Raw genomic sequence first — 12666 nt, forward strand, 5'->3', positions numbered from 1 at the left:
GCACTCCATCCACGGACGCGCCCCGGCCATCGCGACCGGACTGGCCGCCTCCCGCCGCGACCTGAGCGTGTGGGTGGTCACCGGAGACGGCGACGCCCTGTCCATCGGCGGCAACCACCTCATCCACGCCCTGCGCCGCAACGTCAACCTCAAGATCCTGCTGTTCAACAACCGCATCTACGGCCTCACCAAAGGCCAGTACTCCCCCACCTCCGAAGTCGGCAAGATCACCAAATCCACGCCGATGGGGTCCCTGGACGCCCCTTTCAACCCGGTGTCGCTGGCGCTGGGCGCCGAGGCGTCGTTCGTGGCCCGCACCGTGGACTCGGACCGCAAGCACCTCACCGAGGTGCTGCGCCAGGCCGCCGCCCATCCGGGCACCGCGCTGGTGGAGATCTACCAGAACTGCAACATCTTCAACGACGGCGCGTTCGAGGCGCTCAAGGACCGGCAGTCGGCCCAGGACGCCGTGATCCGCCTGGAACACGGACAGCCCATCCGATTCGGCGCCGACCGCACCAAGGGCGTCGTCCGCGACCCCCGCACCGGCGACCTCGGCGTCGTCACCGTCACCGTGCGCAACGAGGCCGACATCCTCGTCCACGACGCGCACGCCGCCTCCCCCACCACCGCCTTCGCCCTGTCCCGCCTCGCCGACCCCGACACCCTGCACCACACCCCGATCGGCGTCCTGCGCTCCGTCGAACGACCCGTCTACGACACCCTGATGGCCGACCAGCTCGACACCGCCGTCGAACAGCACGGCAAAGGCGACCTGACCGCGCTGCTGGCGGGCGGGGACACCTGGACCGTCGTCGGCTGACGCGCACAACCGTCCGGCCGGAGCCGCCCGCCGTCCTCCGGGAACTCGTACGTTCCGTGGCGCGGGCGGCAGCCCCGCAGGGCGTACCTCTGCACGGACACGCCGGCGGCCGTGATCAGGCCGCCGGTGAGGCGGAACGCCGCGGGCAGCGCGCCCCTCGGTGCGCTTCTTGAGCGCGGTGACCTCCTCGGCGAGATCGTCACCGCGGATCACGTCGACGCACTGCCGGGCGGGGCCGGTGAGGGTCCTCGGGGCCGCCGGGGGCTGGTAGACGCCGTCGAGGGGGACGAAGACGGTGAGGACCAGCCTGACCACGACACGTGGCTGCCCTTCCGTGACGGGTCTGTCGTCATCACCTCGGACCCCGCGGGCGCCCGCAACTCGTCGGTTCACCCCGCGTTCGTCGAGAACAGCCCTCCCGTGGGCCCCTGCTTGTCGCCGCCCTGCGCCTTCTTCAGCGCGTTGGCGAGACTCTCGATGGTGAGCGACTGCAGGATGACGCGGCCGCTGCCCTCCAGGGTCGCCAGCGACAGGCCCTCGCCGCCGAACACCGCGTTCATGATCCCCTGACGGTTGAGGCCTCCGACGCGCTGGACGCCGTACCGGATGCCCTCCTCGAAAGCGACCACGCAGCCGGTGTCGACCTCGATGCGGCCGCCGAAGTCGGACGGGTCCAGGTCGATGAAGTTGCCGGCGCCGGCGATGATCACCGTGCCACGGCCGGTGAACTTCTCCAGGACGAAGCCCTCACCGCCCTTCATGCCGGTGCGGCCGCCCTGGAAGGCGATGCCGAAGTCGACGGTGGACTCGGCCGCCACGAAGGCGTCCTTCTCGGCGAACCACGCGCGCGTGCCGTCGAGCTCCAGCGCCCGCATCTCGCCGGGCAGGACACCCGCGAAGCCGACCGTGCCCTCGCCGCCCTGGGCGGTGAAGTACTGGAACGCCAGCGACTCGCCGGCCAGGGCGCGCTGACCGGCCTGCATGGCGGTGCCCATCGCCTGGCGCAGCATGCCGCCCATGCCTCCGCTCCCGGCGCCGCCGCCCTGCGGCTGCTGACCGCCGCCGCCCGACGGGCCGCCCAGTCGGGTCTCCATGGTCACGTTGACCGTCTTGAACAGGAACTTTCCGGCCTCGCAGTACACGGTCTGGCCGGGCTGCAGGCTGACGACCGCCATCTGCATGGCGTTGCCGACGATCTCTTGCTGAAGGGTCACAGAAGAAGAACGCGGGAGACGGAGGGAAGAGTTCCGCACTTCTCGCCCCCGCTCCCGGCACGAACTCGACGTCCGTTCACCGCCGGTGTCACGGGACTCCGGGCGGTGGGATGGACCCATGACGAACAACGGATCCATGGAGACCACCGGCCCCGTGACGACGGCCCACGGCACGCTGCACGGCAAGGCCGCCCTCGTGACGGGCGGCAGTCGCGGCATCGGGGCGGCGACGGCCCTGCGGCTCGCCCGGGAGGGCGCGGACGTGGCGGTGACGTACGTGAGGGACGCGGAGGCGGCCGAGGACGTCGTACGGGCCGTGCGGGCCCTGGGGCGGCGGGCGCAGGCGCTGCGCGCGGACGCGGCGGACCCCGCCGAGGCGGCCGGGGCGGTGGAGCGTGCGGCACTGGCGCTGGGCGGCCTCGACGTCCTGGTGAACAACGCGGGCATCGGCGTCCTCGGCCCGCTGGAGCAGTTCGCCCCGGCCGACGTCGACCGGGTGCTGGCCGTGAACGTGCGCGGCGTGTTCCTGGCCTCGCAGGCGGCCGCCGCGCGGATGACCGAGGGCGGCCGCATCATCACCGTCGGCACCTGTATGACCCAGCGGGTGCCCGGTCCGGGCGGCGCCCTGTACGCGATGAGCAAGGCGGCCCTGACCGGGTTGACCAAGGCCCTCGCCAGGGAGCTGGGACCGCGCGGCATCACCGCGAACCTGGTCCACCCCGGCCCGATCGACACGGACATGAACCCGGCGAACGGTCCCCACGCGGCCGGCCAGGCGTCGATGACCGCGCTCGGCCGCTTCGGAACGGCCGAAGAAGTGGCCGCGACGGTCGCCCACCTGGCGACCGCCGCCTACGTCACCGGCGCCGAGTTCGCCGTGGACGGCGGCCACGCGGCGTGAGAGCCGGTCGGGCGGGCCAGGTGTCCGGCGGCCGGGAGGCGGCCGGTGACGCAGGCCGGTGTCGCAGGCCGGTGGTGGAGGCCGGTGGTGGAGGCCGGTTCAGCCGCTCAGTTCCTGGTGGCGGGCGGTCAGGGCCGCCGTGCCCGCCTCGGTGAGGGAGCCGAACAGGCGCAGCCGGGAGATGCCGCCGTCGGGGTAGATGTCCAGGCGCGCGTGGGTGCCGACGGCGGGGGCCGGCAGGACGAAGCGGTGGTTGGTGTCGGGCTGCAGGCGGGTGCGCGGGAGGATCTGCGTCCACTCGCCGTCCTCGCCGTCCCGGACCGACACCGAGGCCCAGCCGGCGCTGTTGCCCTTGAGGTACGCCGTGTCGATCTCGAGCGCCCGGATCTGCGCCTGGGCCGTCAGGCGGTAGCGGATCCAGTCGTTGCCCTGGTCACGTCGGCGACGGGTCTCCCAGCCGTCGTCCATCTTGTGGGAGCGGCCGGGCTGGATGGTGTTCGAGGCCGGCGAGTAGAAGAGGTTCGACGCGTCCTCGGCCCGGCCCCCGTTCTCCAGGGCGACGACGTCGAAGGCGCCGAGGACGGCCAGCCACGCGGGGTCGGGGACGATCTCGCCGTGCACGCGCAGCCGGGCGATGCCGCCGTCGGGATGCTGGTTGACCCGCAGGTGGGTGAAGCACTGCTCCACGGTCACCGGGAACCCGTTCGCCGCGTGGCCGCCGACGGGCGTGCGCGGGACGAGCGTCGTCCACTTCACGTCGTCGGCGAGGAGGTCCTGCGGGGACGGTGAGCCGGGCAGCCGCGCGCCCTCGATCGACACCGCCTGCGGGTAGTTGCCGCGGAAGTGGGCCGTGTCGACGACGATGCCCCGGATCACCCCGGGCGCGCCGAGGCGTACGAGCGCCCAGTCGTGGTCCTCGGGCGCGGGCCACGGATGCTCGGCGCCGACGCCTCGCCTGCGGCGCGTCTCCCAGCCGTCCATGATCTTGCCCTTGTGCCCGAAGTGCTCCGGGTCGAACTCGGCGCGGCCGGGCAGCAGCAGGTTCTCCCGCTGGGCGAAGAACTCGTCGTTGGCGGCGACGACCGCCGCGCCGAGCCGCCGGTCGGCGAGGTCGGCGTGCCGGGTGAAGGGGAAGTCCGCGGTGCGGTAGTCCGCGTACGGGTCGCCGCCTCCGTAGGGGTTCGCGTCGCCGGTGAAGCTCTGTATCGCCGTCACGGTGATCAGGTCTGCCTTTCGGAGGTCGGCCGGTGCGGGTACCGGTGCGGGACGTCGCGGTGCGGACGTCAGGGGGTGCGGGTGAGGAGCCGGCCCTTCGGTTCGGTGAACTCGCCGTCGGCGACGATGCGTTCGCCGCGCAGCCAGGTGGACTTCACGACGCCGTACAGGGTCCGGCCGGCGTACGCGGTGACCGGGTTGCGGTGCTGGAGGGCGGCCGGGTCGACGGTGAAGGACTCGTCGGGGGCGAGGACGGCGAAGTCGGCGTCGCGGCCCGCCTCGATCGCGCCCTTGCGGGAGAGCCCGGCCAGGGCGGCGGTGTGGGCGGACATCCAGCGCACGACGTCCTCCAGGCCGTGGCCCCGCCTGCGCGCCTCGGTCCAGACGACCGCGAGGCTGAGCTGCAGGCCGGAGATGCCGCCCCACGCCGTCGCGAAGTCGGCCGTCTTCAGGTCGGCGGTGGACGGGGAGTGGTCGGTGACCACACAGTCGATCGTGCCGTCGGCGAGGGCCTGCCAGAGCAGGTCCTGGTTGGCCGCCTCGCGGATGGGCGGGCAGCACTTGAACTCGCTGGCGCCGTCGGGCACTTCTTCGGCCGTGAGGGTGAGGTAGTGGGGGCAGGTCTCGACGGTGACGCGGACGCCGTCGGCCTTGGCGGCGGCGATCAGCGGCAGCGCGTCGGCGGAGGAGAGGTGCAGGACGTGGACGCGCGCGTTCAGCCGGCCGGCCTGGGCGATGAGCTGGGCGATCGCGGTGTCCTCCGCGTCGCTCGGGCGGCTGGCCAGGAAGTCCGCGTACCGGGGTCCGCCCTGTTGCGGGGCGGCCGCGAGATGGTGCGGGTCCTCGGCGTGCACGATCAGCAGCCCGTCGAATCCGGCGATCTCGGCGAGGGACCGGGCGAGACCGTCCTGGTCGAGGTGCGGGAACTCGTCCACGCCCGACGGGGAGAGGAACGCCTTGAAGCCGAAGACGCCGCTGTCGTGCAGCGGCCGCAGGTCCTTGACGTTGTCGGGCAGCGCGCCGCCCCAGAAGCCGACGTCGATGTGCGCCTTGTCGGCGGCGACCCGTTGCTTGACGCGGAGGTGGTCGACCGTCGTGGTCGGCGGGAGGGAGTTGAGCGGCATGTCGACGAGGGTGGTGACGCCGCCGGCCGCCGCCGCGCGGGTGGCGGTCCAGAAGCCCTCCCAGTGGGTGCGGCCGGGGTCGTTGACGTGCACATGGGTGTCGACCAGGCCGGGCAGCAGGACGTCGTCGCCGAAGTCCTCCACGCGGGCGCCGCCGGGAACGGGGGCGTCGTGGGGCAGGACGGCCGTGATCGCGCCGCCGGCGACCGCCACCGCGGCGGGTCGCGTCCCCTCAGGGGTGACGACGCGCGTCGAGCGCAGCACCAGTTCAGCCTCGGGCACCTCGAGCACCTCGGACACCGGGACCCCTCTCTGCCGCCGTCGGCTTCCACGCATTCCACGCAAGGAAATTCAACGTTCTGTTGAAGGAGTGTTCACTCCCGTCCCCTTGCCGTCAAGGGCACACTTCTCCACAGTGCACCCGATGCCGCCACTCTGGACGTTTCCACAAAGCGGAATTATCATTCCGACAGGCAGAACGTAGCTAGGCTCCAACGAGGAGTCAACCGGCCCCCCGGTAGGCTTCAGCTCTTCCCGCCGGTTTCGAAAGGAACGCGCCCGTGCCGACGTCCAGCGCCAGCACCACCGACTCCGCCAGGTCCGCCGGCGGAGGGGTCCAGTCCCTCGAGCGCGCCTTCGATCTGCTGGAGCGGATGGCCGACGCGGGCGGCGAGGTCGGCCTGAGCGAGCTGTCCGCGACCAGCGGCCTCCCGCTGCCCACCATCCACCGCCTGATGCGCACCCTGGTGGCCTGCGGTTACGTCCGCCAGCAGACGAACCGCCGCTACGCGCTGGGCCCGCGGCTGATCCGGCTCGGCGAGTCCGCGTCCCGGCTGCTGGGCACCTGGGCCCGCCCCTATCTGGCGCGCCTGGTGGAGGAGACCGGCGAGACGGCGAACATGGCGCTGCTCGACGGCGACGAGATCGTGTACGTGGCACAGGTGCCGTCCAAGCACTCGATGCGGATGTTCACCGAGGTCGGACGGCGCGTCCTGCCGCACTCGACAGGAGTCGGCAAGGCCCTCCTCGCGGGCTTCCCGGACCACGAGGTGCGCGCCCTGCTCGCCCGTACCGGCATGCCCGCCGCGACGGAGAAGACCATCACCACCCCCGACGGCTTCCTCGCCGCACTGGCAGACGTGCGGCGGGCCGGGTACGCGGTCGACGACAACGAGCAGGAGATGGGGGTCCGCTGCCTGGCGGTGTCCGTGCCGGACTCCCCCACCGCGGCCGCGGTCTCCATCTCCGGGCCGGCGGGCCGCGTCACGGAGTCGGTCACCGAGAGGATCGTGCCGGTGCTGCAGCAGGTGGCGGTGGAACTGTCCCAGGCCCTGGCCGACCAGGGGACGGGGACGCCGAACCCGTAGGACGCGCGGCGCCCGCGAACACGCGGCGCCCGCCGGGCTCCTGACGGCCCGTCCGAGCGGCCCCGGGGCGCGCGGTTCAGCGCCGGGGCCGGCCCCCGAACAGCTCCACCGCGGCGCGCACGTCCGACAGGCCCCGGGCCAGCGCGCTCACCGAGCCGATGGCGCCCGCGATCACCAGCAGGGAGCGCCGTAACCGGGGGGCCTCCGGGACGCCGTGGGCCGCCATCGCGGCGAGTGCGGCGAGCTCGTCCTCGGCGATGACCCGTTCGGGGAACTCGGCCGGGTGCGCGGCGAGTTCACGGCGCAGCCGGGACACCGCGGTCCGCAGTTCCGCCACCCTCTGATCCTCGTCGCCGCCGGTCACTGCCCTCTGCCCCAAGCTCCGCAACACCGCTCTCCCCCCTCACGCGCACGCGCGCGTGGACGCCCGCCCTGCCCGCCCCGCGCCCCCGCGACGGCGTTCCGGCGCCGGACGACGCGCGGGTCAGTAAACGCCACCCGACGCCGGGCGCGCCACAGCGCGTACCGAAATTCAGCCCCGGGAGGCCGCGCGGTCGACGTCCCGTCAGGTATGCAGGACGCATGACGGACAGGGAAGCGCGGGACGAGGACGAGGATCAGGTCGTCGGGCTGCTGCTCGCCGCGGGCGGGGGCCGACGCCTCGGGGGGCGGCCCAAGGCCCTGCTGACGCACCGGGGACGGCCGCTGGTGGAGCATGCCGTGGGGGTGCTGCGCGCGGCGGGCTGCGCACGCGTGCACGTGGTGCTCGGCGCGGCCGCCGACGCCGTACGGGAGCGGGCGCGGCTCGCCGGGTGCGTGATCGTGACGAACCCGGAGTGGGAGTCGGGCATGGGCGCCTCGCTGCGGGCCGGGCTCGGTTCGCTCGCCGGGACGGGGGCGCGGGCCGCGGTGGTCTGCCTCGTCGACCAGCCCGGCATCGGGCCCGAGGCGGTGGCCCGGGTGCTCGCCGCCGGAGGGGACGCGTCCTCGCTGGTCTCGGCCGTGTACGACGGCGTGCGCGGCCATCCCGTCCTGCTGGGGGCCGACCACTGGGCCGGTGTGGCGCGGACCGCGACCGGCGACCGGGGGGCACGCGCCTATCTCAAGGAGCACGCGCAGGCGATCACGCTCGTCGAGTGCGGGGACGTGGCCCGGCCGTTCGACATCGACACGCCCGAGGACCTCGCGCACCTTGAGTGAGGACCCTGGCACCGAGCGCCACCTTGCCTCGACCCGGAGAATCTCGACGTCAACAAACCATTGAACTTCCACGATGAGGAAACTAGTATCCACTGTTCAGAAGGATCCGGTCCCGACCGGGGCCTCGCCCGCCGTACCCGATCGACCGGCACCCGGTGCCACCGCTGAAGGAAGTGACCGCTCATGTCCGCACCAGCGCCGTCCTCGCTGGCCATCGTCGACGCCGAGCCCCTGCCGCGGCAGGAGGAGGTCCTCACCGAGGCGGCGCTCGCCTTCGTGGCCGAGCTGCACCGGCGGTTCACCCCGCGCCGTGACGAGCTGCTCGCCCGGCGGGCGGAGCGGCGCGCCGAGATCGCCCGTACCTGCACGCTCGACTTCCTCCCGGAGACCGCCGCGATCCGCGCGGACGACTCCTGGCGGGTCGCCCCGGCCCCCGCGGCCCTCGACGACCGCCGGGTCGAGATCACCGGCCCGACCGACCGCAAGATGACGATCAACGCCCTCAACTCGGGCGCCCGGGTCTGGCTCGCCGACTTCGAGGACGCCTCGGCGCCGACCTGGGAGAACGTCGTCGGCGGTCAGCTCAACCTGGCCGACGCCTACACCCGGAACATCGACTTCACCGACCCGAGGTCAGGCAAGTCGTACGCGCTGAAGGACGACGCGGAGCTCGCCACGGTCGTCATGCGGCCGCGCGGCTGGCATCTGAACGAACGGCATCTCGTCGACGCGGACGGATCCGAGGTCCCCGGCGCCCTCGTCGACTTCGGCCTGTACTTCTTCCACAACGCCCGGCGTCTGCTCGACCTCGGCAAGGGACCGTACTTCTACCTCCCCAAGACCGAGTCGCACCTGGAGGCCCGCCTCTGGAACGACGTGTTCGTCTTCGCGCAGGACCACCTGGGCATCCCGCAGGGCACCGTCCGCGCCACCGTCCTCATCGAGACGATCACGGCCGCGTACGAGATGGAGGAGATCCTCTACGAACTCCGTGACCACGCATCGGGGTTGAACGCCGGCCGCTGGGACTACCTGTTCTCCATCGTGAAGAACTTCCGTGACGGCGGGGCGAAGTTCGTCCTTCCGGACCGCAACGCGGTCACCATGACCGCCCCGTTCATGCGCGCGTACACCGAACTCCTCGTGCGCACCTGCCACAGGCGCGGCGCGCACGCGATCGGCGGCATGGCGGCCTTCATCCCCTCGCGCCGGGACGCCGAGGTCAACAAGGTCGCCTTCGAGAAGGTGCGCGCCGACAAGGACCGCGAGGCCGCCGACGGATTCGACGGCTCCTGGGTGGCCCACCCCGACCTCGTGCCGATCGCCATGGAGTCCTTCGACAAGGTCCTCGGGGACAGGCCCCACCAGAAGGACCGGCTGCGCGAGGACGTCCACGTCGAGGCGGCCGATCTGATCGCCGTCGACTCCCTGGAAGCCCGGCCGACCTACGCGGGACTGGTCAACGCCGTGCAGGTGGGCATCCGTTACATCGAGGCCTGGCTGCGCGGTCTGGGCGCGGTCGCCATCTTCAACCTCATGGAGGACGCGGCCACCGCCGAGATCTCCCGCTCACAGATCTGGCAGTGGATCAACGCCGGCGTCGAGTTCGCGCACGAGGGAGACACGGTGAAGGCCACGCCGGAGCTGGCCCGCGAGGTCGCCGCCGCGGAACTGGCCGCGATCCGCGAGGAGATCGGCGAGGAGGCCTTCGCGGCCGGCCACTGGCAGCAGGCCCACGACCTGCTGCTGACGGTCGCACTCGACGAGGACTACGCGGACTTCCTCACCCTGCCGGCCTACGAGCAGCTCAGGGGCTGAGCGGCCCCCGGCGTCAGGAGCCGGGACGGTCCGAGTGGCCCAGGGACCTGTCCGGGGCGACCCGGTCGCGTACGGCCTGCTTCACGGCCGTGGGCTCCGGGAAGCCCTGCTCACGGCGGTCCCAGACCACCTCGTCGCCCACCCGGACGACGAAGACGCCGCCCGTGCCCGGCCGCAGGGACAGCTCGGTCAGTTCGGACTCGAACGTCGTGAGCAGTTCCTGCGCCAGCCAGGCGGCGCGCGGCAGCCAGCGGCACTGCGTGCAGTACTCGATCTCGACCCGCTGTGTGTCGCTCATCCCAGGTGCACCGACCAATCCTGTTCCGCGGCCGGCCGGCCGTGCAGGTCGGGAACCCGCTTGAGCCAGTCCGGCCGGCCTCGCCGTGTCCTCGCCGCCCGGACGGCCTCCTCCGCGGCGAGCTCGTCCCGGGTGGGGAAGTCGGTGGGCAGCCAGGCCGCCGAGGCGCGCACCCGCGCGTGGAGGTGGTCGACGTACGCCCGGCGGACGTCGTCCGGGCTCGCGAACCCCTCCTCGCCGGCCAGCCAGTCGTCCGGGACGACCGCCGCGATCTCCCGCAGCAGGTCGCGCGTCACCCGGCCGGCCAGCTCCGCGTCGGCGGCCCGCACGTCGGGCGCGTACGAGCCGAGCGCGTGGTGACGGAAGTCGTAGGCCTTCTCCGGCGCGGTCGTGTCCCAGCGGTGGTGGAAGACGAGGGCCGCGCCGTGGTCGATCAGCCACAGGCGCGGGGGCACGGTCCCGAACGTGGGCCAGACCATCAGGTTCGAGCTGTGGACCGTGCGGTCCACGTTCACGGTGAGGGCGTCGAGCCAGACGATCCGGCCGGCCTCCAGCGGGTCCACGGGGAAGCCGCCGGCGACTTCCGGGGTGAAGTCCTTCGCGCCCGGCAGGAAGTCCATGCCGAGGTTGCGGCCGGCGCTCGCGCCGTGCAGGTCGCGCACCTCCTGGTGGGGCTCGCCGTCGGCGATGGCCGGGTCGAAGTGCACGAACACCAGCTCGGGGAACCTGAGGCCGAGGGCACGGGCCAGCTCGCCCACGATCACCTCGGCGACCAGCGCCTTGCGGCCCTGCGCGGAACCGGTGAACTTCACGACGTACGTGCCCAGGTCGTCGGCCTCCACGACAGCGGGCACCGAACCGCCCGAGCGCAAGGGCTCGACATAGCGGGTCGCGGTGACGTTCCTCAGCATGTCCGCAGGCCCTGTCGCCTGTCAGCCTTGCCTTCCACGGCCACCTCCGAGGTGCTGCGATCCGGGGTCCGCCGAGGCGGGTGCGCCCTCGCTTCCGGCCTCCGGCCTCCGGCATGAAGTGACCATAGTAGTCAAGCGTGACAGCCGGAGTGGAACGGCGTCGAAGGCGCCGTCCGTGACGGTGTCCGAGACCTCGGGCCCGCTCTCCGAGGAAGGTCGGGTCCTGCGGCCCCGTGGCCGCTCCGCGCGCTCTCCCGGCCCGTCCGAGCGCCGTCGCGCGGGATCAGGGCGGGACCAGGGGGCTGGGCAGGGGCAGGTAGCGGGCGTCGGCGCCGTCCGCGCCCGTCCACCGCAGCAGCAGGTTGGTCTTGCCGGGCAGGGTCGGCGAGGCCAGCAGCCCGGCGATCTCGGGGAGGTCGTGGCGGGCCAGCTCCCGGCGCACCGCGGGCCACGGGTCGAAACCGGGGCGCGGCTCGGCCAGGGCCCCGGCGAGCTCCCACAGATGGTTCACGACCAGGCAGTACACCAGCCGCTCCCAGCCGGCCGCCCGCTCCACGTCCGACAGCAGCTTGACCCCCTCGGCGTCCCGGAACAGCGCCTGCACGGGCATGCCGTCCGCGTCCACCGCGACCAGGGTGTTCTGCAGGTGGGCCTCCAGGACGACGCCGTGGTCGGCGAAGGCCGCGAGGGCGGGCGGCACGACCGCACGCAGATAGGCCTCCCACCAGGCGGCCGGATCCCGGAGGGCGTCGAGCGGACTGCCGTCGAAGCCCTCCACGAGACCCGCCGCGAGCAGCGGGGTCGCGCCGGGCGTCAGTCGGCCGTCCAGGCCGTCGCGGACCAGCACCGCGAGTTCCTCGAAGGCGAACGCGGCGGTGCGGTAGCCGCGGTCGCTCAGCCAGGCGGCCGGGCCGCCGATCGCCTCGAAGGCCCGGGCGGCGGCCGCGTCGGTCCGGCGCAGGCGCAGCAGGTCGTGGCGCCACAGCCGGCGGACGTCGTTGGTGATGCGCACGTCCAGGCTGAACTTCAGGCACAGGTCCCGCTCGGGCGCGTACACGGTGCGCACGGCGGCCGTGGGCCAGGCCGCGAAGTCGGTCGTGCCGAGCCGGACCAGGCGGCCGTCGGCGAAGGCGGGCGCGAGCTGCCGCCCGGCCAGGTCGAGCTGCCAGGGGTGGGCGGGCAGCAGCCGGTAGCCGGGCGGGGCCGCGCCGAGGGCGTCCAGTGCCGAGACGTCCCCCTCCTCGACGACCGTGTCCTCGCGCAGCCCCAGCAGGACGAGCGGGAAGCGGGCGTGCGCCTCGGGGGCGTAGGGCAGCCACCCGGCGGCCGGTCCGCCGCCGCGGGCCTTGGGCGCGGGGTGGTGGGGGTGGCCGGTGAGCAGCGACTGCTCGGAGCGCAGGTAGCCGCCGCCCGGCGGGGTGGCCTGCGCGCGCGCCGTGAGCAGTGCCGCGACCACGTTCCTGCTGTCGATCATCTCGGCGGCCAGTCCGGGACCGGCCGGACCGGTGCTCCGGCGCAGGGTCTCGGCGACCAGCTCGACCAGCTCGGCATGGCCGAGGCGGCGCCAGGCGCCCGCCGCGTACAGCTCGGGCTCGGCGGGCCGGCGCCGTCCGCGGACGCGCAGCAGGCGCCCGCCGGGCAGCCGGTGACGGAACCGGCTGACGCGCAGCAGGCGCCCGCCGGGCAGCCGGTGACGGAACCGGCCGTCGTCCGCGGGCGTCGGCGGCAGCGGTTCGGCGACCTCCCGCAGCAGGCAGTTGAGCAGCGGCGCGGCCGCGAGGGCGTCGGCGCGCTC

Annotated in this window: 12 protein-coding genes; 5 read left to right on the forward strand and 7 right to left on the reverse strand. The window is 73.3% G+C overall.

Features of this window, described 5'->3' with window-relative positions:
• A partial coding sequence (locus BG482_RS39220; protein WP_069773998.1) for a 2-oxoacid:ferredoxin oxidoreductase subunit beta occupies positions 1–823 on the forward strand: 823 nt, incomplete at its 5' end.
• Between the two features lie 389 nt (positions 824–1212).
• Here the strand turns inward: BG482_RS39220 and BG482_RS39225 are convergent.
• Positions 1213–2037 carry an AIM24 family protein gene (locus BG482_RS39225; protein ID WP_079142690.1) on the reverse strand — a complete coding sequence of 275 codons (825 nt, stop codon included), beginning with the start codon at positions 2035–2037 and terminating at the stop codon, positions 1213–1215.
• Between the two features lie 118 nt (positions 2038–2155).
• Between BG482_RS39225 and BG482_RS39230 the strand changes: the two genes are divergently transcribed.
• Positions 2156–2938, forward strand: a complete 783-nt coding sequence (locus tag BG482_RS39230; protein ID WP_370745953.1) for an SDR family oxidoreductase — start codon at positions 2156–2158, stop codon at positions 2936–2938.
• 99 nt (positions 2939–3037) lie between these two features.
• Here the strand turns inward: BG482_RS39230 and alc are convergent, their stop codons facing one another.
• Positions 3038–4153 carry an allantoicase gene (gene alc / locus BG482_RS39235; protein WP_069773999.1) on the reverse strand — a complete coding sequence of 372 codons (1116 nt, stop codon included), beginning with the start codon at positions 4151–4153 and terminating at the stop codon, positions 3038–3040.
• A 68-nt stretch (positions 4154–4221) separates the two neighbouring features.
• The gene (gene allB, locus BG482_RS39240) at positions 4222–5559 is read right to left on the reverse strand and encodes an allantoinase AllB (RefSeq protein ID WP_069774009.1); all 1338 of its coding nucleotides are present in this window, start codon (positions 5557–5559) and stop codon (positions 4222–4224) included.
• Positions 5560–5837: 278 nt separating this feature from the next.
• Between allB and BG482_RS39245 the strand changes: the two genes are divergently transcribed.
• Positions 5838–6644: an IclR family transcriptional regulator gene (locus BG482_RS39245; protein ID WP_069774000.1), complete on the forward strand. Its 807-nt coding sequence runs from the start codon at positions 5838–5840 to the stop codon at positions 6642–6644.
• Between the two features lie 76 nt (positions 6645–6720).
• Here the strand turns inward: BG482_RS39245 and BG482_RS39250 are convergent, their stop codons facing one another.
• A complete protein-coding gene (locus tag BG482_RS39250) occupies positions 6721–7035 on the reverse strand; it encodes a DUF5955 family protein (protein WP_069774001.1) in 315 nt (104 codons plus the stop codon).
• Between the two features lie 191 nt (positions 7036–7226).
• On the opposite strand from BG482_RS39250, the gene BG482_RS39255 reads away from it, so the two are divergent.
• Positions 7227–7844 (forward strand): NTP transferase domain-containing protein, encoded by a 618-nt coding sequence (locus BG482_RS39255; protein WP_069774002.1) that lies wholly within the window; start codon positions 7227–7229, stop codon positions 7842–7844.
• A gap of 183 nt (positions 7845–8027) precedes the next feature.
• Complete coding sequence (gene aceB, locus BG482_RS39260) at positions 8028–9662, forward strand: malate synthase A (RefSeq protein ID WP_069774003.1); 1635 nt, start codon at positions 8028–8030, stop codon at positions 9660–9662.
• A 13-nt stretch (positions 9663–9675) separates the two neighbouring features.
• Here aceB and BG482_RS39265 read toward each other — a convergent pair whose 3' ends face one another.
• The 3 genes from BG482_RS39265 to BG482_RS39275 all read right to left on the reverse strand — a co-directional run.
• The gene (locus tag BG482_RS39265) at positions 9676–9960 is read right to left on the reverse strand and encodes a SelT/SelW/SelH family protein (RefSeq protein ID WP_069774004.1); all 285 of its coding nucleotides are present in this window, start codon (positions 9958–9960) and stop codon (positions 9676–9678) included.
• Positions 9957–10871, reverse strand: coding sequence for a HipA family kinase (locus BG482_RS39270; protein ID WP_069774005.1), 915 nt, complete (start codon positions 10869–10871; stop codon positions 9957–9959). Before BG482_RS39270 ends, BG482_RS39265 begins: the two co-directional genes overlap by 4 nt.
• Before the next feature lie 283 nt (positions 10872–11154).
• On the reverse strand, positions 11155–12666 hold a 1512-nt coding region (locus BG482_RS39275), incomplete at its 5' end, for an IucA/IucC family protein (RefSeq protein WP_069774006.1).

Source organism: Streptomyces sp. LUP30 (assembly GCF_001746365.1).
Classification (GTDB): domain Bacteria; phylum Actinomycetota; class Actinomycetes; order Streptomycetales; family Streptomycetaceae; genus Streptomyces.